The following is a 25,802-nucleotide window of genomic DNA, read 5'->3' on the forward strand; positions in this document are numbered from 1 at the left end:
CAAGCGCGAAGAATGCCAATGAAACTATCATTCGGCCTGCCGGCACCGCCAATTTTGGTGGACGACCAGCGGCGCGACGGTTTCTTCGTTTGAATTTAGCCAAATGAAGTCAGGGAATTAGAACATCCGTAACGAACTTGACACCGGGGTATCCCAATGTGAGCAGGAGAAACGCCAGGAGAACGAACCGCGCGGCGCGCCTTCCCCTGACCCCTGTCGCGGCATGGGCGATCAGCAAGCCGCCGATGACCACGAAGGTGGCGACAGAAAGTACTGTCTTGTGATCGACTCGAAACAGGATGCCCTGCTCGAAATACAGCACCGACATTCCCGTCGCCAGACCCATCCCCAGCACGATCTCCGACGCCACCAGCAGGCGGCCCTGGAGCTGCTCGCTGTCCGCCATGGGGGGAAGCATCCGAGTCAAGGCGCTCGGCCGCTTCTCCTTCAGCGCGCGCTCCTGGAGGAACGCCGCCAGCGCCGCCACGGCGGACAGGGTCAGCAACGCATAGGTCGTGACCGACACGATGATGTGGATGTCGACCCAAACGGTCGGCGCCGACGCGCTCAAGGTCGGGTCCGGCGCCTCGACCGTCGCGGTGGCGAACAAGCCGACCAGCAGCAGGTAGGGCAGCAGCAGGGGCATCAGCCTCCAGCCGGAGCGTGTCGTCAGGCAGATCCCCGTGAACAGCACCATGCAGGTGGCGATACTGACCCAGAGGGTGGTGGACAACCCCGTTCGCCACGTGCCGTCGAGCTGGATCAGCGCCCAGGTCACCGGACCGGCGACCGCCACCGCCAGCGACGCCCAGAATGGCAGGTCCGGCCCTGCTCCCTGGCGGAACCCGCTCCGGACATAGGCCAGCAGCGAGGCCGGCATCAGCGCCAGCAAGGCGGTCAGACTGGAAATGACGTTGAGCAGCATGTTCTTCCGATCTTGGTTCCCGGCCGCGGTTCCCGATACCACCACAAAGCTCAGGAGCCTTCCGCTGGAATACAACCTCTTTCACCGCTTCGGAAACCATTTACGGCTGGTCGGCGCTCCACGACACATCGAACCGCCCAATCGGACGGCTTGGCGTGGCCAGTCCGACCGGCTAGGCTGCGCGCCACCTGACTTGCCAGGCTTGACCCGATAGTTCCGGACCAGACGATGACCTCATGTGTGGCGCTGATCGTCGCCGCCGGCAGCGGCGAACGCTTCGGCGGCGACCGCCCGAAACAATACCAGCGATTGGCGGGCCGCGCGGTTCTCCATCATACCATCTCCACCTTCCTGCGCCATCCGGCGGTGGACGCCGTCCAGGTGGTGATCCAGCCAGCCCACCGCGAGCTTTACGACGCGGCGGTGGCGGATCTCGCGCTGCCGGAACCGGTTGCGGGAGGCGCAACCCGCCAGGATTCGGTTCGCCTCGGTCTGGAACGGCTGGCGGCGCTCGATCCCGTCCCCGGTTTCGTGCTGATCCACGATGCCGCCCGGCCGCTGGTGGACGACGCCACCATCCAGGCGGTCCGTGACCGCCTGGACGCCGTGCCGGCCGCCATCGCGGCGGTCGCGGTGACCGACACGCTGAAGCGCGGCGTGGCGGGTCTGATCGGCGGCACGGTCGAGCGCGCCGGCCTATGGCGGGCGCAGACACCGCAGGGCTTCCGCTTCGCCGATATCCTGGGTGCCCACCGTGAGTTCGCGGGGGCGGAACTGACCGACGACGCGGCGGTGGCCGAGCGGGCGGGTCTGGAGGTGGCCTTGGTCGAAGGAAACGCGGATAACTTGAAAGTGACCAACCAGGACGATCTGGCGCGCGCCGCCATGCTGATGAACGCCTCCCTGCTCACGCTGCCCGACATCCGCACCGGCCAGGGATTCGACGTCCACCGCTTCGCCCCCGGCGACCATGTCGTGCTGTGTGGGGTGGCGGTACCGCATGACGCCCGTCTGGAGGGGCACTCCGACGCCGATGTCGGGCTCCACGCGCTGACCGACGCCATCCTGGGCGCCCTGGGCTCGGGCGATATCGGCAGCCACTTTCCGCCAAGCGATCCCCAATGGCGCGGCGCCGACAGCGCCATGTTCCTGCGCCACGCCGTCGATCTGGTCCGCCAGCGTGGCGGCATGATCGCCCACGCCGACGTGACGCTGATCTGCGAGCGGCCCAAGATCGGGCCGCATCGTGACGCGATGGTTGCCCGCATGGCCGAGCTGCTCGGCATCGCGCCGGACCGCGTCAGCGTCAAGGCGACCACGACGGAGCGGCTGGGCTTCACCGGGCGCGGCGAGGGTATCGCCGCCCAGGCCGTCGCCACCGTCCGCCTCCCGGTCAGCTAACGCGCCTAAGGTGAAAGGACCCGCCGATGCTCCCCGATGACGTGCTGGAACGCGCCCGCTCCGTCCTGAAGGCCTATGACACGGCCGGGCTCAAGCTCGCGACCGCCGAATCCTGCACCGGCGGACTGGTCGCCAGCGCCCTGACCGAGATCCCCGGCTCGTCCAGCGTGGTCGAGCGCGGATTCGTCACCTATTCGAACGAGGCGAAGACGGAGTTGATCGGCGTTCCCGCCGACCTGATCGCCCGGGTTGGCGCGGTCAGCGCCGAGGTCGCGGAGGCCATGGCGATCGGCGCCGTCGCCCATTCCCGCGCCGACGTGGCGGTCGCCATCACCGGCATCGCGGGGCCGGGAGGCGAGACGCCGGGCAAGCCGGTCGGGCTGGTCCATTTCGGCGTCGCCCGCCGCGATGGCGGGGTCAGGCTGGAGCGGCGGGTGTTCCCCGGCGACCGGTCGGCCGTCAGGCGCGCGGCGGTGCTGTTCGCGCTCGACCTCGCCGCCGATGCCGTCTAGGGCGTCAGGTAGAGGTCCCTCACGCTCGCCAGCCTGACCCGCGTGCCGGGATCGGCCCGCTCGAACACGTCGAGCGCCGCGTAGCGGCTGAGATCCAAGCCGGTCTCCCGGGCCAATCCGGCGATACTCACCTGGGTATCCTGGAAGTCGCCAAAGACCAGTGCTCGGGTCCGGGTCGGCAACACGCGCGCTTGCGAGCGCTGATAGCCGATCGCGGTCAACGCGCGGGTCGCGGCGTTGGTGAAAACGATGATCTTCCAGAAACCAAGGGGAATGGGCACGTCGTAGTATACCGGATCGTCCTCGTCGAACACGGGTCCGGTGATCGCCGTGACCCGGATGTTCTCCTGGTCCGTGTTGTCGAGGACGTAGTCCTCCAACTCCAGCCAGATGCCCCCATTGAACTCCTGGCGCTGCGGGCAGGCGTTGGTCGCGTGGAAGGTGTCGGCATCGGCCTGTTTGGCGGTCTTCTTGTCGCCCCAGTTCGGGTCCTCCCGCCGCGTCATGTGACCCCGGCTGAAGAATCCCCTGCCGTCGTCGCCGTAGACGCCATCGACGATTTGATATTCCTTGCCGATGCGGGGATCGAAGCGCCAGACATTGGTGCGCTTGACCGTCCGGTCCGACTTGGCGCCATCGATGTTGACGGCGCTGAACAGCGGCAGGCGCCGCCGCGTCGAAACCTTGACCGAGAAATGGGTATACTTCAGTTCGTGTGGATCATCCCCGGCGCGGAGGGCCGACGGATCCACCCCGGCAACCTCCCAGTGCCCCGTTCCGGGCAGTGGCAACGGCTTCGCGGCATCCACGAAGGCCGGATCATAGCCACCGCGGCCGGCATAGTCCTCCATCGGCCAAGGCTGCTTGGCGACACGCCGCGCCGTCACCCCCATTCCCGCCGAGGCCGCCACCGGGCCGAAGCGCCGGAGCGCGCCGTCCAGGGCGTCCGTCTTCGATTTGGTCTTCGCCATCACGACCTCCCGGTGCGGAACCCCTTATCGTCGCGACGCGCTGGGTCAGGCCGGCGTCGAGTTGGTCGCCGCCGCTGGAGCCGCGCCGGTGCCGTAGAGCTGCCGAGCCCTGCCCTCGAAGGCGGCGACCATCCGGCGCACCGCCTCGTTGAACAGGACGCCGATGATCTTCTGCAGCATCTTCGAGCGGAACTCGAAGTCGACATAGAAGTCGATCAGGCAGCCGCCGTTCTCCGCCGGGTGGAAGCCCCAGTGGTTGTTCAGGTAGCTGAATGGACCCTCGGTGTACGACACGTCGATCCGGTCGGGCGGCCCCAGCGTGACCTTGGACGTGAACCGCTCCCGGATCATCTTGAACCCGATGATCAGGTCGGCGTAGACGACCTCCCCCTCCCGCTTGCGGATCCGGGCCGCGAGGCACCAGGGAAGGAATTCCGGATAGCGTTCGATATCGGCCACGAGGTCGTACATCTGCTCGGGCGTGTAGGGCAGTACCCGCTTTTCCGCGTGTGTCGGCATCAGGTTTCCTTAGGATGCGGCGGCCAGGGCCAGCTTGGCGTCGCGCGCGGCGCGCATCCGTCGGAAATCGTCACCCGCGTGATAGGACGAGCGGGTGAGCGGTGAACTGGAGACCATCAGGAACCCCTTGCCGCGCGCGATCGAGGCGTAGCTCTCGAACTCGTCCGGTGTCACGAAGCGGTCCACCGCCGCGTGCTTGGGGGTCGGCTGGAGATACTGGCCGATGGTCAGGAAATCCACGTCGGCCGCCCGGAGGTCGTCCATCACCTGCAAAACTTCTTCCTTGGTCTCGCCAAGCCCGACCATGATGCCGGACTTCGTGAAGAGGCCGGGTTCCAGCTCCTTCGCACGGGACAACAAGTTCAGCGAGGTAAAGTAACGGGCACCCGGCCGGATCGTTGGATAAAGCCGCGGCACGGTTTCCAGATTGTGGTTGAACACGTCCGGCAGCGCCCGCGCGACATGCTCGACGGCACCCTTCTTCCGCATGAAGTCGGGCGTCAGGATCTCGATCGTCGTACCGGGCGAGGTCTCGCGGATCCGCCGGATCACGCGGGCGAAATGATCGGCGCCGCCGTCCTCCAGGTCGTCTCGGTCGACCGAGGTGATGACGACATGCTCCAGTCCCAGCGTGCCCACCGCCTCCGCGACGTTGTCCGGCTCATGCGGGTCGAGCAGGTCGGGACGGCCGGTCGCGACGTTGCAGAAGGCGCAGGCGCGGGTGCAGACGGCGCCCAGGATCATGAAGGTCGCGTGCTTCTTCTTCCAGCACTCGCCGATGTTGGGGCAAGCCGCCTCCTCGCAGACCGTGTTCAGCTTAAGTCCGCGCATCAGTCGTCGCGTCTCGGCGTATTCGGCCGAAACGGGTGCCTTGACCCTGATCCAGTCCGGTTTGCGCTGCACCGGGTTGTCCGGCCGGTGGGCCTTTTCCGGATGGCGGACGCGGTCGATCGGGGGGGAAGCGGTCATGATTCCATCAAGCTCCATATGCCTGTGCCAGAAGTGTAACGCTTCGGCCCGGACATCAAGGTGCGAATTGACCCAAGCGCCGCCGAAAGCCGGCGGCGCTTGGGTCGTTCGTGGTGGGACGCCCGGAGGCTGCCTAGTAGTGGATGGCCTTGCCGTAGGCGGCCAGGACCGACTCGTGCATCATCTCCGACAAGGTCGGGTGTGGGAAGATGGTGTGCATCAGCTCGGTCTCAGTCGTCTCCATGGTCTTGGCGATGCCGTAACCCTGGATCAGTTCCGTCACCTCGGCGCCGATCATGTGCGCGCCAAGCAACTCGCCCGTCTTGGCGTCGAACACCGTCTTGACCATGCCCTCGGGCTCGCCCAACGCGATCGCCTTGCCGTTCCCGATGAAGGGGAACCGCCCGACCTTGACCTCGTGGCCGGCGGCCTTGGCCTTGGCCTCGGTCAGCCCGACGCTGGCGACCTGCGGATAGGAGTAGGTGCAGCCCGGAATGTTGGCGACGACCAACGGGTGGACACCCTCGACGCCAGCGATCCGCTCGACGCAGATGACGCCTTCATGGCTCGCCTTGTGGGCCAGCCAGGGAGCGCCCACCACGTCGCCGATCGCGAAGACGCCGGGCTCGTCGGTCTCCAGCCACTCGTTGACCAGGATGTGCGACTTCTCGGTCTTCACCTTGGTGTTCTCGAGGCCGATGTTCTCGACGTTGCCGACGATGCCGATCGCCAGGATGACGCGGTCGACCGTGATCGTCTCGGACTTGCCGTTGGCCTCGATCGTCGTCGTGACGCTGTCCGCCGACTTCTGGAACTCACCGACCTTGGCGCCGGTGAAGATCTTCATGCCCTGCTTCTCGAACGACTTGCGGGCCATGGTGCTGATCTCCTCATCCTCGGCGGGGAGGATGCGGTCAACCATCTCGGCCACGGTCACCTTGGCGCCCATGTTGAGGTAGAAGCTGGCGAACTCGATGCCGATGGCGCCCGAGCCGATCACCAGGATCGACTTGGGCATTGTTTCCGGCACCATCGCGTGGCGATAGGTCCAGACCAGCTTGCCATCGGCCTTCATGTTCGGGAACTCGCGGGCGCGGGCCCCGGTCGCGATGATGATGTTCTTGGCCTTGAACTCACCGACGCTGGTCGTGCCGTCCTTGTCGACCTTGATCCTGCCCTTGCCCAGCAGGGTCGCGTGGCCGTCGATGACGGTGACCTTGTTCTTCTTCAGCAGGTGCTTGACGCCGCCCGAGAGCTGGGAGGCGACGCCGCGCGACCGCTTGACCACCTTCTGCAGGTCGAAACTGATCTCCTTGGCGGAGAAGCCGTATTCGTCCAGGTGGTGCAGCATGTGCGACACCTCGGCCGAGCGCAGCAGCGCCTTCGTCGGGATGCAACCCCAGTTGAGGCAGATGCCGCCCAGGTTCTCGCGCTCCACCACGGCGGCCTTCATGCCAAGCTGCGCCGCGCGGATGGCGGCGACGTAGCCGCCGGGCCCGCCGCCGATGACGATGAGATCGAACTCTGTGTCAGCCATGGGACTTCTCCGGTTAGAGCAGCATCGACAGCGGATCTTCGATCAGCTTCTTGAAGGCGGCGAGGAACTCGGCGCCAACGGCGCCGTCCACCACCCGGTGGTCAACCGACAGCGTGCAGCTCATGACGGTCGCCACGGCAAGTGCTCCGTCCTTGACGATCGGACGCTGCTCGCCGGCGCCGACCGCCAGGATGCAGCCCTGCGGCGGGTTGATGATGGCGCCGAACTCGCGGACGCCGAACATGCCCAGGTTGGAGATCGAGAAGGTGCCGCCCTGGAACTCCTCCGGCTTCAGCTTGCCGTCACGGGCGCGCTTGGCCAGATCCTTCATGGCGTTGGAGATGTCCACCAGGCCTTTGGTCTCGGCCGCCTTGATGATCGGCGTGATCAGACCGGTCGGGGTGGCGACGGCGACCGAGATGTCGGCGTTCTCGTATTGCAGGATCGCCTCGTCGGTCCAGGCGGCGTTGGCGGCCGGAACCTTGCGGAGCGCCAAGGCGGTGGCGCGGATGACGAAATCGTTGACCGACAGCTTGTACTCGTCCGACCGGCTGTTCAGCTCGGCCCGCGTCTTCAGCAGCTGGTCGATCTGGAGGTCGACCGTCAGGTAGAAGTGCGGGACGGTCTGCTTGGCCTCGGTCAGGCGGCGCGCGATGACCTTGCGCATGCCCGAGTTCGGGATCTCGCGGAACTTCATGCCCAGTTTGGTCGAGAAGTCCTTGGCGTCGACGCCGGCCGGCTTCTGGGCCGACGGTACCGCCGCCGGGGACTGGGCCGCGGCCTGTCCGGCAGCTTGCGACGGAGCCGCCTTCGGAGCCTCGGTCTTGGCGGCTTCGGCTGGCTTGGCGCCCTTCTTGGCGCCGCCACCGGCGACCGCGGCCTCGACGTCGTGCTTGACGATCCTGCCGTTGGGTCCGCTGCCCTGGATCTGGCCCAGGTCCAGGCCGGCCTGCTCGGCCATGCGCTTGGCGAGGGGGCTGGCGAAGACCCGGCCACCGTCCTTGGCGGCGGGAGCCGCCGGCGCTTGGGCCGGAGCCAGAGCGCTCTCGGACTTGGCCGCCGGAGCGGGCGCCGCCGCCGGTGCCGGAGCGTTCCCGACACCCTCGGCGGGCTTGTCGGCGGGCTTCGGCGCGGGCTTGCCGCCGCCGTCCAGCGCGGAGGCGTCCTCGCCGTCCTCCAGCAGCAGCGCGATCACTTGGTTGACCGCGACTCCCTGGGTCCCCTCGGCGACGATGATCTTGCCGAGCGTGCCCTCGTCGACCGCCTCGACTTCCATCGTGGCCTTGTCGGTCTCGATCTCGGCGATGACATCGCCGGATTTGATCGCGTCGCCTTCCTTCTTGAGCCACTTCGCGAGGTTGCCCTCGGTCATCGTCGGCGACAGGGCCGGCATCGTGATTTCAATAGGCATCTAGTGTCCCCCCGAAAGCGCGCCGCCAGTTCACGGCGCGCCGCCTTGTTGTCGCGTCAGCTCCGGTACAGCACGGCCTTGACGGCCTTCTCGATGTCCTCGGGCTGCGGCAGAGCGAGTTTCTCCAGATTGGCGGCGTAGGGCATCGGCACGTCGGCGCCATGCACCCGATAGACCGGCGCATCCAGATAATCGAACGCCTGCTCCATCATCAGGGCGGACATCTCGGAACCGATACCGGCGAAGGGCCAGCCTTCCTCGACCGATACCAGCCGGTTGGTCTTCTTGACGCTGTTGACGATCGTCTCGGTGTCGAGCGGGCGGATGGTCCGGAGGTTGATGACCTCGGCCTCGATGCCCTGCTCCGCCAGACGCTCGGCGGCGGCCAGCGCCTGCCCCACCATGAACGAGAACGCCGTGATGGTCACGTCCTTGCCGGCGCGCATGATCTTGGCTCGGCCGATCGGAACGATGAACTCGGGATCTTCGGGCACGTCGAAGCTGTGTCCGTACAGGATCTCGTGCTCCAGGAACACGACCGGGTTGGGATCGCGGATCGCCGACTTCAGCAGGCCCTTGGCGTCCGACGCGGAATAGGGCGCCACCACCTTCAGGCCCGGAACGTGGGCGTACCAGGTCGAGTATTCCTGCGAGTGCTGGGCGGCGACGCGGGACGCGGCACCGTTCGGCCCGCGGAACACGATGGGACAGCCCATCTGGCCGCCGGACATGTAGAGCGTCTTGGCGGCGGAGTTGATGATGTGGTCGATCGCCTGCATGGCGAAGTTGAACGTCATGAACTCGACGACCGGCTTCAACCCGTGGAAGGCGGCGCCGACGCCGAGACCGGCGAAGCCATGCTCGGTGATCGGGGTGTCGATGACGCGGCGGTCGCCGAACTCCGCCAGCAGACCCTGGGTCACCTTATAGGCGCCCTGGTACTCCGCGACCTCCTCGCCCATGACGAAGACCTTGTCGTCGCGGCGCATCTCCTCCGCCATCGCGTCGCGCAACGCCTCGCGCACGGTCAGCTTCACGGTCTTCTCGAAATACTTGTCCTCGTCGCTGGCGGGCGGAGCCGCCTTGGCGCCGGGCGGCGGCTCGACCGGAAGCGTCGGCTTGGTCTCCTCCTCGCCCTTCACCTTCTGGAGGGCGGCGCTCTTCTGGGTGTCGTCCGAAACCTCGGGCGTCTCCAACTTGTCGGCATCCTCGCCCTCGCCCACCAGGATCGCGATCGGCGTGTTGACCGCGACGCCCTCGGTGCCCTCGGCGACCAGGATCTTGCCCAGTTTGCCCTCGTCGACCGCCTCGACCTCCATGGTCGCTTTGTCGGTCTCGATCTCAGCCAGGATGTCGCCCGACTTGACGTCGTCGCCCACCTGCTTGAGCCACTTGGCCAGTTTGCCTTCCGTCATGGTCGGCGACAGCGCTGGCATTGTTACTTCGATCGGCATTGCAGTTCCTCCGGCACCAGTTCCCCGCCCCGCCTTCTTCGTCGGGCGTCAACGGGAGAGGCGGCGCCGGTGGAACCGGCGCGCCTCCGGGTGACCTCAAGCTGATGTTGCGTCTTAGGCTTCGACCAGGATGTCGGTCCAAAGCTCGGCGGGATCGGGTTCCGGACTCTGCGTCGCGAAGTCGGCGGCTTCCGCGACGATGGCCTTGATGTCGCGGTCGATCGCCTTCAGCGCGTCCTCGTCGGCGGCACTGGTGTCCAGCAGAAGCTTCTTGAGGTTGTCGATGGGATCCATCTCGGTCCGCATCTTGGTGACTTCCTCCTTGGTCCGGTACTTGGCCGGATCGGACATGGAGTGACCGCGGTAGCGGTAGGTCTTCATCTCCAGGATGACCGGGCCACTGCCCTCGCGGGCGTGTGCTACCGCGTCCTCGGACGCCTCCTTGACGGCCAGCACGCTCATGCCGTCGACGACATGGCCGGGGATGCCATAGGCGCTGCCCCGCTCGCACAGTTCACCGGCCGAGGCGCGGTGCTGGGAGGTGCCCATCGCGTATTTGTTGTTCTCGATGACGTAGACGACCGGCAGCTTCCAGAGAGCCGCCATGTTGAAGCTCTCGTAAACCTGACCTTGGTTGATGGCGCCGTCGCCGAGATAGCAGACGTTGATGTTGCCATCCCCGGAGTACTTGTGTCCAAAGGCGAGGCCGGTGCCGATCGGCACCTGGGCGCCGACGATGCCGTGGCCGCCGAAGAATTTCTTCTCGCGGCTGAACATGTGCATCGAGCCGCCCTTGCCCTTGGAATAGCCGCCGGCGCGGCCGGTCAGCTCGGCCATGACACCCTTGGGGTCCATGTCCGTGGCGAGCATGTGACCGTGGTCGCGATAACTGGTGATGATGCTGTCGCCCTTAATCAGGGCGTTCTGCATGCCGACGACGACCGCTTCCTGGCCGATATACAGGTGGCAGAAGCCACCGATCAGCCCCATGCCGTACATCTGGCCGGCCTTCTCCTCGAAGCGGCGGATGAGCAGCATCTCGCGGTAGAACTTGAGCAATTCCTCGGATGAATATTGAGGGTTCTCGTCAGCCTGCGGCTTGCGACGTTTGGACGTGGCCAAGTGCTCCTCCCGATGTTAGGCGGGATGGGTGCCTCCCCTCCCGCCCAGGCTCTTACTTGGGATAGAACTAACGCCGTATCCTGCAGGAAGCAACAGTGTTTCTTGCAATACCTTGTAATCTAAGGTGAATTTAGACTTAACCGGGTTCCAGTTAAGCACATGGCAAAACAATGGTTTTTCAGCCGCTCGTCTTTCACGGCTTACCGGCGGTCACCGGCGGCGCAACGCTGCTCCGCGGTACGAGAATGATAACGTCGTCCGGGTGGCTATAGTTCAGGACGGCGCGCGCACGCTCATCCAACATGTCGGGATCGAGATGATCACGCCGCAGCAGCGACGCGCGCTTCTCAAGCTCGACGCGCTCGTCCTTGACCTGGGCCAAGGTGGCCTGGGCCTGCTGGATCTCGTTCTGGAGATGGGATAGCGCTATCAAGCCGCGGTCGCCCTGGACCGCGTGATAAGCGAAATAGCCGACGATGGCGGCACCGATGGCGGGGCCGACCGTCTGACGCAGGGCGCGGCCCATGGCGTCTCTAACATGGTCAATAGCTGTCATGACGCGATGGAATCACGAAGAATTCCATCGCGTCAAACGAAAACTATCTTTTGGGGAGGTCGTGCCACAAATGTTGCGGCACGGCTCTCGTCAGGACCCGCGGATCACGCTCTTCCCAGCGAAACGGGCCGCGGCGCCCAGCTGTTCCTCGATCCGGATCAGCTGGTTGTACTTGGCCAGTCGGTCGGATCTGGACAGCGACCCGGTCTTGATCTGGCCGCAGTTGGTGGCGACCGCCAGATCGGCGATGGTGCTGTCCTCGGTCTCGCCCGAGCGGTGCGACATGACGGCGGTGTAGGACGCCTTGTGGGCGATCTCGACGGCGTGGAGCGTCTCCGACAGGCTGCCGATCTGGTTGACCTTGACCAGGATCGAATTGGCGACGCCCTTCTTGATGCCGTCGGTCAGGCGGATCGGGTTGGTCACGAACAGGTCGTCGCCGACCAGCTGGACCTTGCCACCGATCGCGGCGGTCAGGGCCGCCCAGCCCTCCCAGTCATCCTCGGCCATGCCGTCCTCGATCGAGATGATCGGGAAGCGTCCGATCAGGTCGGCCCAGTACGACACCATGGCGTCGGCGTCGAGCACCTTGCCCTCGCCCGCCAGGTTGTACTTGCCGTCCTTGAAGAACTCGGTCGAGGCGGCGTCGAGCGCCAGCATGATGTCCTCGCCCGGCTTGTAGCCGGCCGCCTCGATCGCCTTCATCACGAAGCCCAGCGCGTCGTCGGTCGAGCCCAGGTTGGGGGCGAAGCCGCCCTCGTCGCCGACATTGGTGTTGTGGCCGGCGTCCTTCAGTTTCTTCTTGAGCGACTGGAAGACCTCCGAGCCCATGCGGATCGCGTCGGCGCAGCTTTCGGCCGACACCGGCATGATCATGAATTCCTGGATGTCGATCGGGTTGTCGGCATGGGCGCCTCCGTTGATGATGTTCATCATCGGGACCGGCAGCATGTTGGCGAAGGCGCCACCGACATAGCGGTAGAGTGGCAGGTCGGCCTCCTGCGCCGCCGCCTTGGCGACCGCGAGGCTGACGCCGAGGATCGCGTTGGCGCCGATCCGGCTCTTGTTCTGGGTGCCGTCGAGGTCGAGCATCATGGCGTCGACCGCGCCCTGCTCGCTGGCTTCCATGCCGGCCAAGGCGTCGAAGATCTCGCCATTGACGGCGTCGACCGCCTTCAGCACGCCCTTGCCGCCGTAGCGGCCCTTGTCGCCGTCACGCAGTTCGACCGCCTCATGGGCGCCGGTGGAGGCGCCCGACGGAACGGCCGCCCGGCCGAAGGCACCGGATTCGAGGCTTACATCGACCTCGACTGTCGGATTGCCGCGGCTGTCGAGAATCTCGCGCGCGTGGATGTCGGTGATCACGGACATGTTTAACCCCGGGGTGGCTTATGTGGGCAGTGTTGTGGGCGAAGTCATAAAGGCCACGCCGGGGCTTAGCAAGGAGACAGGACCGCCCACGCCCTCCACCGGCGTGTCACGCCACAGCCGCCAGCATGCCGAAGCGGTCGGGTTGCGACAGCAGGGGCTCGCCGGTCAGGCTGGATGCCGAGAAGACCGTCGGCTCCAGCAAGCGGGATTGTGTAACCTGATCGACGAAAGCCGTCGAAGCCGTGTTCACGTCATCCGTATCCGGGAGCGCCGCCGCGGCGCTGGAACCGAACAGCTGGATGCCATTGTCGATGTAGGAGGCGCGGGCGTTCACGTGTTCGGTGGATTCGGAGAAACCCACGACCACGCTGGCGCGTGTCGTCCCGGCGTTCAGCGCGTTGGTCCAGTTGGCAAAGCCGACGGTGTCCGGACCACGCCCAAGGACGTTGTTATAGAGAAGGGTCACGAACTTGGGATTGTCGAGACTGCCGTATCTCTGCTGGAACTCCACCGATCCGGTGAAACCATCCGACATCTGAAGCAGGGTCATCCCGGCCTTCGCCGCGGCGGTCCAGTTCTCCAAGCCGCCCGCGTCCGGCAATCTATTCAGCGTGGCATGGTACAGGCGCGCGACCTGCGCCGCCTGATCGTCGCGCAGCCACAGCCCCTGCTCGAGGGTGGACTTTGTCTTCGCGATATCCTCGGCTGATTCGGAAAAACCCAGAACAACATCGGAACGGCTCATTCCCGCCGCGAGCGCGTTCGTCCAATTGGTCAAGCCACCCGCATCGGGTGTCCGGCCCAGGACGTTCTTGTACAGGAGAGTGACGAACGTCCTGTCGTCCGGGGTGCCGTAACGTCCCAGGAACTCGGCCGAGGAGGTGAAGCCCGTCACGGCCTGCTTCAACGTCAGCGCTCCCGCGTCGAGAGCCGAGGTCCAGTTGGTCAATCCGCCCGTATCCGGAACTCGGCCCAACGCGGCGCCATGAAGCCGATAGATTTGGGCTGCCGTTCCAGTGGTGCTGGCGGTGTAGGTACCATCGGTGAATTTATAGTATTCAGTCGATCCGTCGGTCAAATAGTCATAGTTGACTCCATCATAAACCGTGACCCGATTGCTGGAGCTTATGCTTATTGTTTTATAACTTGCTTTTGGAAGATGCCAAATCGCGGTATCCGTGCCCGCTCCACCATATAAGTAATCTTCCCCAGCACCACCATCCAGGGTATCATTTCCCTCATCTCCGTAGAGGTGGTCGGTCGCGTCTCCACCTATCAATCTGTCATTCCCCACACCACCGCGCAGGGTGTCGGTTCCGGTGCCTCCGTCCAAGACATCGCTACCTTCGTTCCCAGCGAGATCATCAGGGTCGGCACCGCCATTGAGATAATCATCGCCGGCACCTCCATAAAGGTAGTCCCAGCCGCCCTCTCCCTGGAGCGTGTCATTTCCGGCATTGCCCTTTATCGTGTCTCCCCCGGATCCGCCATACAGTGAGTTATTCAGCCCATTGCCCACTAAGGTGTCATACCCAGTTCCGCTGATGGCGTTCTCGATATCGGCTCCAAAAGCGATGGACACATTGTCCTTCGCCGGTGTCGCATAGAACCAGTAGGTGTCATCCACGCCGATCGAACTAAAGGAACCTGGAGACAAATCAATATCGACGTTCACACTTTGAGCGCTCGCGTTGATGGTATCGATACCACCACCGTCCCAAATGACCTTTGTGGTCGGCGATGTGGTGTTGGAGAAGTAATATGCTTCCATACCGGCTTACAATGCCTCGTCGCCCTGGGGCGCCACCACGGAAGCGAGTTGACGGTCGGCCGGCTTCTGCACGAACACGCGCCCACCACCGAACCCGACGCCCCCCATCTGGCGGCGATAGCGGCAAATACCGGCCTAGTCGCCCGCGCCACCACGCTTTCCTGGTCCGATCTCGCGGGGTTGGACCCAGCCCTTCCCATTATCGCGATCCTGGGGAATGGCAACGCCGTCATCGTGCGGGAAGTCGCGTCATCCGGAACCGTCGTGGTGCTCGATCCCCTGGCCAAGACGGTGGAACCGCTTCATCTGACGCGCGAGAGGTTCGAGGCGGCGTGGAGCGGTGCCGCCGTCCTGATCAAGCGGGCACCCTCCCGGACCAGGGAGGAACGCCGCTTCAGCTTGGGATGGTTCGTTCCGGAGTTGCTGTCCCAGAAGGCGGCGGTCTTCGACGTGGTGGCCGCCGCCGCCATGCTCCACATCCTGGCGCTGGCGATCCCGATCTTCCTACAGGTCGTGATCGACAAGGTTCTGGTCCATGAAGGCCTGTCGACGCTGACGGTGCTCGCGGTCGGCATGCTGATCGCCATCCTGTTCGACGCGGCCTTCGGCTTCCTTCGGGGATTCCTGCTGCTGCACGCCACGACCCGAATCGACATCCGGGTGGCCGTCAAGACTTTCGGCCACCTTCTGTCCCTGTCGCCCAGCTTTTTCGAGAACAGCGCCGCCGGAGTGCTGTCCAAGCACATGCAGCAGGCGGAACGGGTGCGGGAATTCCTGACCGGCCGCATGCTTCTGACCTTGCTCGACACCTCGGTGCTCGTGGTCTTCCTCCCGGTCCTGGCGTTCTACAGCGGCAGGCTGACGCTCGTGGTTCTGGCGTGCTCCGCGGCGATGGCCTTGACGATCGGATCGCTCATCCTGCCCTACCAACGCCGCCTGCGCCGCTTGTACCAGGCGGAGGGCGAGCGGCAGGCGCTGCTGGTGGAGACGATCCACGGCATGGCGACGGTCAAGGCGCTGGCCCTCGAACCGTTGCGCCGGCAATCCTGGGACAGGATCGCCGCCGACGCGATCGACCAGCATTTCCAGGTCGGCAAGCTCTCCGTCACCGCCCGCACCGCCTCCGCGCTGCTGGAGAAGCTGATGTCGGTCGCGGTGGTCTGGATCGGCGCGCTCGCGGTGTTCGACCACCTGATGACCGTGGGCGAGTTGGTGGCGTTCCAGATGCTGGCCGGCCGGGTCAGCGGCCCCTTGGTGCAATTGGTGACCTTGGTCCACGAGTACCAGGAAACCCTGCTGTCCGTCCGGATGCTGGGTGAGATCATGAACGCTGCGCCGGAACCGAACTCCACCGGTGGGCTGAAGCCGGATTTCAGCGGGAAGATCGAATTCACCGACGTCACCTTCCGCTATCCCGGTGGTGGCGAACCGGCGCTCAGCGACGTTTCCGTCACCCTGCCAGCGGGACGCCTGATCGGTGTCGTCGGGCGGAGCGGATCCGGCAAGACCACCTTCTCAAGGCTGATCCAGGGGCTGCACCCGGTTCAGACCGGGTTGATCCGGCTGGACGGCCATGACATCCGGGAGATCGACCTCACCCACCTCCGCCGCGGCATCGGGGTCGTGCCGCAGGACGCCTTCCTATTCCGGGGAACGATCAGGGAGAACATCGCCATCACCCGGCCGGGGGCGTCGCTCGCCGAGATCGCCGAAGCCGCCCGCCTGGCGGGTGCGGAGGAGTTCATCCAGCAGCTGCCACGCGGCTATGACACGCCGCTGGTCGAGGGTGCGGTCAACCTGTCGGGCGGCCAGAAGCAGCGCCTCTCGATCGCCCGCGCGCTGCTGCGCCGCCCGCCGATCCTGATCCTGGACGAGGCGACCAGCGCGCTCGACCCAGACAGCGAGGCGGTGGTGCGGGACAGCCTCCGCCACATCGCGAAGGGCCGCACCACCATCGTGATCTCCCACCGGCTGACCACCACACGCGACGCCGACGCCATCCTGGTCTTCGAGCGCGGCGCGATCATCGATTCGGGGCCGCATGACGACCTGCTGGGGAGATGCGCCCTCTATCGCCAGCTCTGGATGCGGCAAACCAGCCGGATGGAGCTGACGTGAGGCGCGACACCCGCGAGTTCCTGCCCGACGCCTTGGCCCTGGAACGCCGGCCCCTGCCCTTCCCAGCCCGGGCGACGCTTCACGCGCTGTGCGCCTGCGTCGTCTGCTTTCTCGCCTGGGCGGCTTGGGCGCGGGTCGACCGGATCGTCACCGCCGACGGAAGACTGGTGACGACCGAACCGCTGACCGTCGTGCAACCCTTGGAGACATCGATCATCCGGACGCTGAACGTGGCGATCGGCGATGTCGTGACGGCCGGCACGGTGCTGGCGACCTTGGATCCCACCTTCACCGACGCGGACGCCGCATCGCTGCGGACCCGTCTGGAAAGTCTGGAGGCGCAGATCAGGAGACTGGACGCGGTCACCGGCGACCATCCCATGGCCTCGGCCGAAGGTCCCGATCAGGAGATCCAGCGGTCGATCCTCGAGCGTCAGGTGCTGGAGTATCAGTCGCGACTCGAGTCGTTCCGCCAGCGGAGCGCGCGTGTCGACGCCAGCTTGGCCACCGCCAGGGTGGGACAGCGGGATCTCGCCGAACGTCTGAGCGTCTTCTCCGAAATCGAGGGAATGCGCCGCGACCTGAACGAACGGCAGACCGGATCCCGGCTTCAACTGCTGGAGGCGACCAGCCAAGTCCTGGCGCTGCGCGGCCAACTCAATGACATGAGGAACAAGGAAGCCGAATTGCTGCACGAGCGATCGGTGATCGAGGCCGATTCCATGGCCTTCGCCGGCGAATGGCGGCGCAAGCTGTCCGAGGAGTTGATCCAGGCGAGGCGGGACCGCGACGATGTCGCCGAACGCCTGGTCAAGGCTGAGCGGCGCGGCAGCCTCGTCTCGCTGACATCTCCCGTCGACGCCGTGGTGCTGGAGATGGCCAAGCTGTCGGTCGGATCGATCGTCAAGGACGCTGAGCCCTTGGTCAAGCTGGTCCCGCTCAACGTTCCGCTGGAACTGGAGGTGGACATCGCCGCCGGAGACATCGGCTTGGTCGAGCCGGGGGCACCGGTGCGGATCAAGCTGGAAGCGTTCCCGTTCCAGCGGCACGGCACGCTGGACGGAGAAGTCCGCACGATCGGCGCCGACGCGGTCCTCGATCCGGCCGAACGATCCAGCGGCGCCCATCACAGGACGCGGGTGCGTCTCCTGACCACCCGTCCCCGCGACGTGCCGGAAAGCCAGCGGATCGGACCGGGCTTTGTGGCGCGGGCGGAGATCAAGGTGGGGACGCGGTCCGTGCTCTCGTTCCTGCTCTATCCGATCATCCGAACGCTCGACGAAAGCGTCCGGGAGCCCTGAACATAGGCTCGACCAGGACAGTGACCCCGCGTGTCGGAGGGAACCGGCTGGATCAGACCAGTCGGCTCTGCTCGATGGCGGCGCGGATGAAGTTGGTGAACAGCGGATGCGGGGTCAGCGGCTTGGACTTCAGCTCCGGGTGGAACTGAACGCCGACGAACCACGGGTGACCCGGCAGCTCCACGATTTCCGGCAGGGTGCCGTCGGGCGCCAGACCGGAGAACAGCAGCCCCGCCGCCTCCAACTGGCCGCGGAAGTTGATGTTGACCTCGTAGCGGTGGCGGTGCCGCTCGCTGATCAGGTCGGCGTCGTAGATCTCGCGGATCTTCGATCCCTCGACCAGACGGCACGGGTAGGCGCCCAGCCGCATCGTCCCGCCGAGATCATCGGCGCCCGTCCGCATCTCGGTTTGGTTGCCTCGCTGCCACTCCGTCATCAGTCCGACGACCGGAACCACCTCGCGACCGAACTCGGTCGAGCCGGCGTTCGGGATGTCGGCCATATGCCGCGCCGCCTCGATCACCGCCATTTGCATGCCGAAGCAGATGCCGAAGTAAGGCACCTTGTGCTCGCGGGCGAACTGGACCGCCCTGATCTTGCCCTCCGAGCCGCGCTCGCCGAAGCCGCCCGGCACCAGGATGCCGTGGACGTGTTCCAAGTGCTGGACCGCGTCGTCCGACTCGAAGATCTCGGCGTCGATCCAGTCCAGCTTGACCCGGACGTTGTTGGCGATGCCGCCATGGACCAGAGCCTCGGCCAGCGACTTGTAGCTGTCGAGCAGGCTGGTGTACTTGCCGACCACCGCGATGGTGACCTCGCCCTCGGGCTGGCGCAGCGTGTGGACGATCTTCCGCCACCGGCTCAGATCGGGCTCGCCCTCGTGCGGCAGGCCGAAATAGCTCAGCACCTGAACGTCGAAACCCTGCTCGTGGTAGCTGATCGGCACCTGATAGATGGTGTCGACGTCCAGCGCCGCGATCACCCGCTCCTGGCGGATGTTGCAGAACAGGCCGATCTTGCGCCGCTCGCTCTCGGGAATCTGGCGGTCGGCGCGGCACAACAGGATGGTCGGCTGGATGCCGACGCTCAGCAGTTCCTTCACCGAGTGCTGGGTCGGCTTGGTCTTCAGCTCGCCGGCGGACGGGATGTAGGGCAGCAGCGTCAGGTGGATGAACAGCGCGTTGTCGTGGCCGACCTCGTTGCCGAACTGGCGGATCGCCTCCAGGAACGGCGTGCTCTCGATGTCGCCGACGGTGCCGCCGATCTCGCACAGGACGAAGTCCTCGTCCGTGATGTCGGCGCGGATGAACTCCTTGATCGCGTCGGTCACGTGCGGGATCACCTGGACGGTGGCGCCCAGATAGTCGCCGCGCCGCTCGCGCTGGATCACCGTCGAATAGATCCTGCCGGTGGTGACGTTGTCGCTCCGTCGCGCGGCGACGGCGGTGAACCGCTCGTAATGGCCGAGGTCGAGGTCGGTCTCGGCCCCGTCGTCGGTGACATAGACCTCCCCGTGCTGGTACGGGCTCATGGTGCCCGGATCGACGTTGAGGTAGGGGTCGAGCTTCCGCAGGCGCACCTTGAATCCGCGCGCCTGGAGGAGCGCTCCCAGCGCCGCCGAGGCCAGCCCCTTGCCGAGCGAGGAGACGACGCCGCCGGTGATGAAAATGTACCGAGTCATGGTGCCTTGCCCATCCCAGTGAGAACGTTCATGCCTGAAATGGGAGAGGCGGCCGGTCAGCCGCCTCTCGACCATTCGAACCAGGGCTGTCCGGGTGTGATCCCGGGATTTGGTTACTTCGAGACGGGCGCCTCGGGCGCCGCTGGAGCGGCCGGGGGCGCATCGGCCGGAACCGACTGCTGGGGTGCCGGCGGCATCGAATCGATGATCGACCGCGGCGTGGACTGACCACCCGCCATGATCGCCAGAACAAGGCTCGTCAGCATGAAAACGCCCGCCAGAACGGCGGTGGCGCGGGTGAGCAGGTTGGCGCTACCACGGGCCGACATCATGCCGCCCCCGCTGCCGCCGATGCCAAGGCCGCCGCCTTCTGATTTCTGCACCAGCACCACGCCGATCAGCGAAACCGCGATCAGCAGGTGCACGACCAGAACCACTGCTTCCATGGTTCGGAAACCTTTTCTAAAAAGAAAACCATTCTCAAACACCGATAAGCGCGCCAGCCGCCCCTTTCGGATGGGCATGGCGCGCCTTCGGTGCGATATTTACTAACTCCGCGCCGGTTTCGCTAGCGGCAAGTTTCCGCGATGCCCCAAAAATCATCGGCGATCAGGCTGGCGCCACCGACCAGGGCGCCGTCGACATGGTCGACCGCCATCAGTTCCGCCGCGTTCGACGGCTTGACCGACCCGCCGTACAGGATGCGCACCGCGTCCGGATCGCCAATCCGGCCGGCGAGGGTGGCGCGGACATGGGCGTGGACCTCAGCGACGTCGGCCGAGGTCGCCGTCTTGCCGGTGCCGATCGCCCAGACCGGTTCGTAGGCGATCACGGTGTTGGCGGCGTCGGCCCTCGACGGGATCGAGCCGGCGACTTGGGAAGCCACCACATCCAGCGCCTGTCCCGCCTCGCGCTGCTCCAGCGTCTCGCCGACGCAGATGATCGCGATCAGTCCCGCCGCGTGCGCGGCCGCCGCCTTGGCCGCCACCAGGGCATCGTCCTCGCCGTGGTTCTGGCGGCGCTCGGAATGACCGACGATGACGAATGCGCAGCCGGCGTCGACCAGCATGGCGGCGCTGATGTCGCCGGTATGGGCGCCCGACGGCTTGACGTGGCAATCCTGGCCGCCCACGGCGAGGGGAGTGCCGGCGACGGCCTGGGCGACGGGGTGGATCAGCGTGGCGGGCGGGCAGACCAGCATGTCGAACCCGACGGTGCCGGCTGCGGCCAGCCTTTTGGACAGGTCGGTCGCCAGTTCCAGCCCGGCGGCGTGGAGGCCGTTCATCTTCCAGTTACCGGCGATCAGCTTGCGGCGCTCGGGCATGGGCTCCATCTCGTTCCAGGTGTTGATCGGATCGGAACAGACGATGTTCCGGATGTCGCTGTCTAGCAAACGCGCCCGGCGATTTCCACCGGACGCGCGGCCAAGGCCGCCGGGAAATCGTCTGTTGCCGCTATGGGAGGCGCCTCCTATGATGCCGCGCCATCGGCAGGCCCACCGTGACCGATCGGCCATGACCATTTGGCCTGAGTTATCCAGTTGCCGGATCGACCGGCTCCGCTTTCAAGACGTTGGAACATGCTTCAAGCCCTTCGCAGCACCGTCGGTTCCTGGGTCGTCAAGATCCTGTTCGTTCTCCTGATCCTCAGCTTCCTGGGGTGGGGCATCGGCGACATTTTCCAAGGACGGACCGATACGACGGTGGCCGAGGTGGGCGACGTCAAGATCTCGACGCAGGAGCTGGACACCGCGTTCCGCCAGGAATTGGGCCGGCTCCGCCAGATGCTGGGTGGCCAGATCGACGCCGAGCAGGCGCGCCAGCTCGGCCTGGTCAACCAGTCGCTGGACCAGTTGATCCAGCGCACCCTGCTGAGCATGGCCGCCGACGAGGCTGGGCTGCGCGTCAGCGATCAGCTGGTGCTGAGCGAGCTTCGGAACGAGCCCGCCTTCCGCAACCAGCTCGGCCAGTTCGATCCCGGGCAGTTCCGCAGCGTCCTGGCGGCGAACCAGCTGACCGAGGACGCCTATGTCCAGATCCTCCGGTCGGAGATCAAGCGTACCCAGCTGGTCGGCGCCGTGGCCGCCGGGGCCCAGGCTCCCACCCCGCTGGTCGAGGACCTGTTCCGCCGTCAGGCCGAACGTCGCGTCGCGGAGACCATCCTGGTTCCCAACGCCGCGATGGGCGATGTCGGCACGCCCGACGACGCGGCGCTGGCGGCCTTCCACCAGGACAAGGCGGTGCGCTTCACGGCCCCCGAGTTCCGCAAGCTGACCGTGGGTCGCTTGGCGGTCGAGGATGTCGCCAAGGAGATCACCGTATCCGACGAGGATCTGCGGGCCGCCTACGACGCCCGCGCCGAGGAGTTCCAGACGCCCGAGCGCCGTACCGTCGATCAGGTGCTGGTGGCGGACGAGGCGACCGCCCGCGGGATCGAGTCCGCGCTGGGCCAAGGCCGGAGCCTCCAGGACGCCGCCACCGGCGCCGGTGCCGAGGTGATCACCCTGGGCAGTCTCAGCCGCGGCGATCTGCCGGCGGAATTGGCCGAGCCCGTCTTCACGCTCCAGCAGGGCGCCGTCAGCGCCCCGATCCAGAGCCCGCTCGGCTGGCACCTGATGCGCGTCGACCAGATCGAACCGGGCAGCGTCCGGCCGTTCGAGGAGGTCCGCGACACCCTGCTGGCCGAGGTCCGGCATGATCGGGCCGCCGACCAAGTCTACGAGATGGCCAACAAGGTCGAGGACGCGCTGGCCGGTGGCGGGAGCATCGAGGATGTCGCCCAGCAGCAGGGGCTTCGGCTGATCCAGGTCGACGCCGTCGACGCCACGGGGCACGGCCCGGACGGAGCGCCGGTCGGCGGCCTGCCCAACGCCCAGCAGGTGTCCCAGACCGCGTTCGGCTTGCAGCAGGGCGCCACCAGCAGCCTGACCGACACCCAGGGCGGCGACTATTTCGTCACCAGGGTCGACGCCATCACCCCGGCGGCGCTGCGCCCGCTCGATTCCATCCGCCCCGAGGTTGTCGCCGCGTGGCAAGCCGAGCAACGGGCGCAGCTGGCGGCCAAGCGCGCCACCGAACTGGCCGACCAGATCCGCGCCGGCACGCCGGTCGAGCAGGCCGCGGGATCGCTCCCCGGCGCCGTCGCTGGCGTGACGCCGGCCGTGACCCGTGGCGACCGCGAGGGGGGCGGCTTGCCGCAGGCGTCGATCCAGCAACTGTTCGAGATGGCCCAGGGCGAGGTCACCGTGGCGCCGACCCAGGACGGTCAGATCGTCATCCGGCTGCGCGACATCCAGAACGCCGACCCCGCCGCGTCGGAAGCCCAGGTGGCGCAGCTGCGCCAAGGTGTCCAGCAGGCCATGGCTGGCGACCTGCTCGCCCAGTTCACCGACGCGCTGCGTCAAAGCCACACGGTTTCGATCCACCAGGAGACCGTCGACACCATGTTCCAGCGGAACTGAGCGATCATGAAGGCCCTGCCCGTCCGTTCCGCCTTCGCCGAAACCTACGCCGCCGGCAAGCCCCAGGTCGTCTGGACGACGCTGGTCAGCGACCTGGAGACTCCGGTCTCGGCCATGATCAAGCTGGCGGATGGCCAGTCGAACTGCTTCCTGCTGGAATCGGTGACCGGCGGCGAGGTGCGGGGCCGCTACTCGTTCATCGGCTTGAAGCCCGACCTGATCTGGCGCTGCCGGCGCGACAAGGTCGAGATCAACCGGCGCGCCCGCTTCGATTCCAAGACGTTCGAGCCGTGTGACGAGCCGCCGCTCCAAGCGCTGCGTTCACTGCTGGCGGAGAGCAGGATCGACTTGCCGGCGGAACTGCCGCCAATGGCCGCCGGGCTGTTCGGCTATCTCGGCTACGACATGATCCGCCTGATCGAGCGGCTGCCCGACGACAATCCGGACATGCTCGGCGTTCCCGACGCCATCCTGATGCGCCCGACCGTCATCGCGGTGTTCGACGGCATCCAGAACCAGATCACCCTGGTGACCCCGGTCTGGCATTCGACTGGACTGGATGCCGATGCCGCCTATGATCTGGCGTTGGAGCGGTTGGGCGACGCGATCTCCGACCTGGAGCGGAACCTGCCCTACCGGCGCGAGGCGACCGCCGTCACCAAATCGCTGCCGGAGCCGGTATCGAACACCAGCCGCGAGGAATACCACGCGATCGTCGAGCGGGCGAAGGAGTACATCCGGGCCGGCGACATCTTCCAGGTCGTGCCGTCGCATCGCCTAAGCCTGCCGTTCGAGCTGCCGCCGTTCAGCCTGTACCGCGCGCTGCGTCGGCTGAACCCCTCGCCATTCCTGCTCTATCTCGACTTCGACGATCTCAGCATCGTCGGGTCCAGCCCGGAGATCCTGGTCCGGCTGCGTGACGGCAAGGTGACGATCCGGCCGATCGCCGGCACCCGCAAGCGGGGTGCCACGCCGGAGGAGGACAAAGCGCTGGCCGCCGACCTGCTGTCCGATCCCAAGGAGTTGTCGGAACATCTGATGCTGCTCGACCTCGGCCGCAACGATGTCGGGCGGGTCGCCAAGATCGGCAGCGTGACCGTCACCGAGCGGATGGTGATCGAGTACTATTCCCACGTGATGCACATCGTCTCGAACGTGGAGGGGACCATCGATCCCCAATTCGACGCGCTCGACGCCCTCTTCGCCGGCTTTCCCGCCGGGACGGTGTCGGGCGCTCCCAAGGTGCGGGCGATGGAGATCATCGATGAGCTGGAAACGGCGCGGCGCGGCATCTATGGCGGCTGCGTCGGCTATTTCGGCGCCAATGGCGCGATGGATACCTGCATCGCGCTCCGAACCGCCGTGCTCAAGGACGGCGTCATGCACGTGCAGGCGGGGGGCGGCGTGGTCGCCGACAGCGACCCCGAATCCGAGTATCAAGAGACGGTCAACAAGTCGCGGGCGCTGATCCGCGCAGCGGAGGAGGCCGTCAGGTTCGCCGCGGGCCGCTGACGCCAAGCGCGCCCACACGGCCCACGATCGATCCCGTCACCGTCTCAGGCGGCGGCCGCGACACCGCCGAAGTCGAATCCGGCGTCCTCGACCGCGTCCTTGACCGTCTCGGCGGACAACGCGCCGTCCACCGCGACGATCCCCGCCGCCAGATCGACCTCGACCTTGGCCGCCGGATCCTTGGCGACGATCGCGTTGGTGACCGAGCGCGCGCAACCGCCGCAGGTCATGCCGGAAACCTTGTACTTGGCGCTCATGGTTCTCTCCTTCGTTCGTTTGGATTTCTTTTCCGCCCGTATCGGCCAGTATCAGCCATTGGGGGGCTGACGGGATTTCAGGATGGCGCTCACCGGCACCAGGGTGAATCCGCGCTTGGCGAGGCCGGGCAGCCATTCCGCCAAGGCGTCGACGGTGGCGTCATGGGGGTGGCCGATCGCGATGGCGTGGCCCTGCTTCCGGGCCACGGCCTCGACCTTGGCGAGGCTGGCGCGGACGGCCGCCGGGCTCATGTCGTGATCCAGGAAGATGTCGCGACCGACCGTCGGCACGTCGAGTTCGCGCCCGATGCCATAGCCGACGCTGCGCGAGGTCGTGCGGCTGTCCAGGAACATCAGGCCGCGCCGCCGAAGCTCGCCCAGGACCAGCCGCATTCCCGGCTTATCCTCGGTGAACCGGCTGCCCATGTGGTTGTTGATGCCGATATAGCCTTCGAACGCCCCCAGATCGTGGTCCAGGCGGCGCAGCAGTTCGGCGTTGCCCGCGCTGACGGTCATGGCTCCCGGTCCGGGATCGACATCGCCGCTCTGCGGTTCCATCGGGATGTGGACCATCAACTCGTGTCCCGCCGCGCGCGCCGCCTTGGTCTGGCGCGGCAACTCGCCGGCATAGGGGAGCCAGGACAGAGTCAGCGGGCCGGGCAAGCCGACCACCCGGCCGCTCCGCTTGCGGTCGAGCCCCATGTCGTCGATGACGATGGCGATCATCGGACCACCCCGCGGGGCCGTGAAGGGCAGCGCGTTCCTCAGCCACGCCGGCGTTCCCGGAGCCGCGGCGGGAGGCTCCGCCGGCGGCCTTGGGGGCGGCATGACGGCGGCCAGAACCGTGGGTGGCCTGACGGGCGCCGCGGCCGGTGGGGGCACCGTGACCGCCTCCGGTGCCGCCGAGAGACGTGGCGGCTCAAGCGCCGGCGGATCGATCCTCGGCACGGCTGG

At 66.3% G+C, this 25,802-nt stretch carries 22 protein-coding genes; 6 read left to right on the plus strand and 16 right to left on the minus strand.

Annotated elements, in window-relative coordinates; translation table 11 throughout:
* Positions 1-109: 109 nt before the first annotated feature.
* Positions 110-925 (minus strand): cytochrome C assembly family protein, encoded by an 816-nt coding sequence (locus N825_RS05000; RefSeq protein WP_037447549.1) that lies wholly within the window; start codon positions 923-925, stop codon positions 110-112.
* Between the two features lie 228 nt (positions 926-1,153).
* On the opposite strand from N825_RS05000, the gene N825_RS05005 reads away from it, so the two are divergent.
* Together N825_RS05005 and N825_RS05010 are read left to right on the plus strand one after the other, a co-directional pair.
* Complete coding sequence (locus N825_RS05005; RefSeq protein WP_037447552.1) at positions 1,154-2,326, plus strand: bifunctional 2-C-methyl-D-erythritol 4-phosphate cytidylyltransferase/2-C-methyl-D-erythritol 2,4-cyclodiphosphate synthase; 1,173 nt, start codon at positions 1,154-1,156, stop codon at positions 2,324-2,326.
* A gap of 26 nt (positions 2,327-2,352) precedes the next feature.
* On the plus strand, positions 2,353-2,838 hold the full coding sequence (locus N825_RS05010; RefSeq protein ID WP_037447554.1) for a CinA family protein: 486 nt from the start codon (positions 2,353-2,355) through the stop codon (positions 2,836-2,838).
* On the opposite strand, the gene N825_RS05015 is transcribed toward N825_RS05010, so the two are convergent.
* The 10 genes from N825_RS05015 to N825_RS37720 all read right to left on the minus strand — a co-directional run bounded on the left by N825_RS05015 (position 2,835) and on the right by N825_RS37720 (position 14,519).
* Positions 2,835-3,809, minus strand: a complete 975-nt coding sequence (locus N825_RS05015) for a DNA/RNA non-specific endonuclease (protein ID WP_051511548.1) — start codon at positions 3,807-3,809, stop codon at positions 2,835-2,837. The genes N825_RS05010 and N825_RS05015 overlap by 4 nt on opposite strands.
* A gap of 45 nt (positions 3,810-3,854) precedes the next feature.
* Positions 3,855-4,328, minus strand: coding sequence for a type II toxin-antitoxin system RatA family toxin (locus N825_RS05020; protein WP_037447556.1), 474 nt, complete (start codon positions 4,326-4,328; stop codon positions 3,855-3,857).
* Positions 4,329-4,337: 9 nt separating this feature from the next.
* Positions 4,338-5,297: a lipoyl synthase gene (gene lipA / locus N825_RS05025; RefSeq protein ID WP_084164337.1), complete on the minus strand. Its 960-nt coding sequence runs from the start codon at positions 5,295-5,297 to the stop codon at positions 4,338-4,340.
* A gap of 133 nt (positions 5,298-5,430) precedes the next feature.
* Positions 5,431-6,834, minus strand: coding sequence for a dihydrolipoyl dehydrogenase (gene lpdA / locus N825_RS05030; protein WP_037447561.1), 1,404 nt, complete (start codon positions 6,832-6,834; stop codon positions 5,431-5,433).
* A 13-nt stretch (positions 6,835-6,847) separates the two neighbouring features.
* Positions 6,848-8,245, minus strand: a complete 1,398-nt coding sequence (locus tag N825_RS05035; RefSeq protein ID WP_037447564.1) for a pyruvate dehydrogenase complex dihydrolipoamide acetyltransferase — start codon at positions 8,243-8,245, stop codon at positions 6,848-6,850.
* A gap of 56 nt (positions 8,246-8,301) precedes the next feature.
* Entirely contained in the window at positions 8,302-9,699 is a 1,398-nt protein-coding gene (locus N825_RS05040; RefSeq protein ID WP_037447565.1) for a pyruvate dehydrogenase complex E1 component subunit beta, read from the minus strand.
* 114 nt (positions 9,700-9,813) lie between these two features.
* The gene (gene pdhA, locus N825_RS05045; protein ID WP_037447566.1) at positions 9,814-10,821 is read right to left on the minus strand and encodes a pyruvate dehydrogenase (acetyl-transferring) E1 component subunit alpha; all 1,008 of its coding nucleotides are present in this window, start codon (positions 10,819-10,821) and stop codon (positions 9,814-9,816) included.
* Between the two features lie 193 nt (positions 10,822-11,014).
* Complete coding sequence (locus N825_RS05050) at positions 11,015-11,377, minus strand: FtsB family cell division protein (RefSeq protein WP_084164339.1); 363 nt, start codon at positions 11,375-11,377, stop codon at positions 11,015-11,017.
* A 90-nt stretch (positions 11,378-11,467) separates the two neighbouring features.
* Positions 11,468-12,748 carry a phosphopyruvate hydratase gene (gene eno, locus N825_RS05055; RefSeq protein ID WP_037447568.1) on the minus strand — a complete coding sequence of 427 codons (1,281 nt, stop codon included), beginning with the start codon at positions 12,746-12,748 and terminating at the stop codon, positions 11,468-11,470.
* Between the two features lie 106 nt (positions 12,749-12,854).
* A complete protein-coding gene (locus N825_RS37720; RefSeq protein ID WP_084164341.1) occupies positions 12,855-14,519 on the minus strand; it encodes a DUF4214 domain-containing protein in 1,665 nt (554 codons plus the stop codon).
* Between N825_RS37720 and N825_RS05070 the strand changes: the two genes are divergently transcribed.
* Positions 14,427-16,637, plus strand: coding sequence for a peptidase domain-containing ABC transporter (locus N825_RS05070; RefSeq protein WP_198038178.1), 2,211 nt, complete (start codon positions 14,427-14,429; stop codon positions 16,635-16,637). The two genes, N825_RS37720 and N825_RS05070, sit on opposite strands and share 93 nt — an antisense overlap.
* Positions 16,634-17,938 (plus strand): HlyD family type I secretion periplasmic adaptor subunit, encoded by a 1,305-nt coding sequence (locus tag N825_RS05075; protein ID WP_051511550.1) that lies wholly within the window; start codon positions 16,634-16,636, stop codon positions 17,936-17,938. Before N825_RS05070 ends, N825_RS05075 begins: the two co-directional genes overlap by 4 nt.
* Positions 17,939-17,990: 52 nt before the next feature.
* Here N825_RS05075 and N825_RS05080 read toward each other — a convergent pair whose 3' ends face one another.
* The 3 genes from N825_RS05080 to tpiA all read right to left on the minus strand — a co-directional run bounded on the left by N825_RS05080 (position 17,991) and on the right by tpiA (position 20,943).
* Positions 17,991-19,619: a CTP synthase gene (locus tag N825_RS05080; RefSeq protein ID WP_037447575.1), complete on the minus strand. Its 1,629-nt coding sequence runs from the start codon at positions 19,617-19,619 to the stop codon at positions 17,991-17,993.
* A gap of 113 nt (positions 19,620-19,732) precedes the next feature.
* The gene (secG, locus tag N825_RS05085; RefSeq protein WP_425423713.1) at positions 19,733-20,143 is read right to left on the minus strand and encodes a preprotein translocase subunit SecG; all 411 of its coding nucleotides are present in this window, start codon (positions 20,141-20,143) and stop codon (positions 19,733-19,735) included.
* Positions 20,144-20,187: 44 nt separating this feature from the next.
* A complete protein-coding gene (tpiA, locus tag N825_RS05090) occupies positions 20,188-20,943 on the minus strand; it encodes a triose-phosphate isomerase (protein ID WP_037447951.1) in 756 nt (251 codons plus the stop codon).
* 255 nt (positions 20,944-21,198) lie between these two features.
* On the opposite strand from tpiA, the gene N825_RS05095 reads away from it, so the two are divergent.
* Together N825_RS05095 and trpE are read left to right on the plus strand one after the other, a co-directional pair.
* Positions 21,199-23,079: a SurA N-terminal domain-containing protein gene (locus N825_RS05095; RefSeq protein WP_037447580.1), complete on the plus strand. Its 1,881-nt coding sequence runs from the start codon at positions 21,199-21,201 to the stop codon at positions 23,077-23,079.
* A 6-nt stretch (positions 23,080-23,085) separates the two neighbouring features.
* A complete protein-coding gene (gene trpE, locus N825_RS05100) occupies positions 23,086-24,591 on the plus strand; it encodes an anthranilate synthase component I (protein WP_037447583.1) in 1,506 nt (501 codons plus the stop codon).
* Positions 24,592-24,635: 44 nt separating this feature from the next.
* Here the strand turns inward: trpE and N825_RS05105 are convergent, their stop codons facing one another.
* The gene (locus N825_RS05105) at positions 24,636-24,848 is read right to left on the minus strand and encodes a heavy-metal-associated domain-containing protein (RefSeq protein WP_037447586.1); all 213 of its coding nucleotides are present in this window, start codon (positions 24,846-24,848) and stop codon (positions 24,636-24,638) included.
* 51 nt (positions 24,849-24,899) lie between these two features.
* On the minus strand, positions 24,900-25,802 hold a 903-nt coding region (locus tag N825_RS05110), incomplete at its 5' end, for a divergent polysaccharide deacetylase family protein (protein WP_157618980.1).

It is taken from the genome of Skermanella stibiiresistens SB22 (genome assembly GCF_000576635.1).
GTDB classification, from domain to species: Bacteria; Pseudomonadota; Alphaproteobacteria; order Azospirillales; family Azospirillaceae; genus Skermanella; species Skermanella stibiiresistens.

Bases quoted from the DNA above. Each gene is read 5' to 3' on its own strand.
- trpE (WP_037447583.1), top strand. From the start codon at position 23,086: ATGAAGGCCCTGCCCGTCCGTTCCGCCTTCGCCGAAACCTACGCCGCC.
- eno (WP_037447568.1), bottom strand. From the start codon at position 12,748: ATGTCCGTGATCACCGACATCCACGCGCGCGAGATTCTCGACAGCCGC.
- N825_RS05050 (WP_084164339.1), bottom strand. From the start codon at position 11,377: ATGACAGCTATTGACCATGTTAGAGACGCCATGGGCCGCGCCCTGCGT.
- N825_RS05010 (WP_037447554.1), top strand. From the start codon at position 2,353: ATGCTCCCCGATGACGTGCTGGAACGCGCCCGCTCCGTCCTGAAGGCC.
- N825_RS05000 (WP_037447549.1), bottom strand. From the start codon at position 925: ATGCTGCTCAACGTCATTTCCAGTCTGACCGCCTTGCTGGCGCTGATG.
- N825_RS05080 (WP_037447575.1), bottom strand. From the start codon at position 19,619: ATGACTCGGTACATTTTCATCACCGGCGGCGTCGTCTCCTCGCTCGGC.
- tpiA (WP_037447951.1), bottom strand. From the start codon at position 20,943: ATGCCCGAGCGCCGCAAGCTGATCGCCGGTAACTGGAAGATGAACGGC.
- N825_RS05020 (WP_037447556.1), bottom strand. From the start codon at position 4,328: ATGCCGACACACGCGGAAAAGCGGGTACTGCCCTACACGCCCGAGCAG.
- N825_RS05035 (WP_037447564.1), bottom strand. From the start codon at position 8,245: ATGCCTATTGAAATCACGATGCCGGCCCTGTCGCCGACGATGACCGAG.
- N825_RS05015 (WP_051511548.1), bottom strand. From the start codon at position 3,809: ATGGCGAAGACCAAATCGAAGACGGACGCCCTGGACGGCGCGCTCCGG.
- lpdA (WP_037447561.1), bottom strand. From the start codon at position 6,834: ATGGCTGACACAGAGTTCGATCTCATCGTCATCGGCGGCGGGCCCGGC.
- N825_RS05095 (WP_037447580.1), top strand. From the start codon at position 21,199: ATGCTTCAAGCCCTTCGCAGCACCGTCGGTTCCTGGGTCGTCAAGATC.
- N825_RS05040 (WP_037447565.1), bottom strand. From the start codon at position 9,699: ATGCCGATCGAAGTAACAATGCCAGCGCTGTCGCCGACCATGACGGAA.
- N825_RS37720 (WP_084164341.1), bottom strand. From the start codon at position 14,519: ATGGAAGCATATTACTTCTCCAACACCACATCGCCGACCACAAAGGTC.
- N825_RS05105 (WP_037447586.1), bottom strand. From the start codon at position 24,848: ATGAGCGCCAAGTACAAGGTTTCCGGCATGACCTGCGGCGGTTGCGCG.
- lipA (WP_084164337.1), bottom strand. From the start codon at position 5,297: ATGACCGCTTCCCCCCCGATCGACCGCGTCCGCCATCCGGAAAAGGCC.
- secG (WP_425423713.1), bottom strand. From the start codon at position 20,143: ATGCCCATCCGAAAGGGGCGGCTGGCGCGCTTATCGGTGTTTGAGAAT.
- N825_RS05005 (WP_037447552.1), top strand. From the start codon at position 1,154: ATGACCTCATGTGTGGCGCTGATCGTCGCCGCCGGCAGCGGCGAACGC.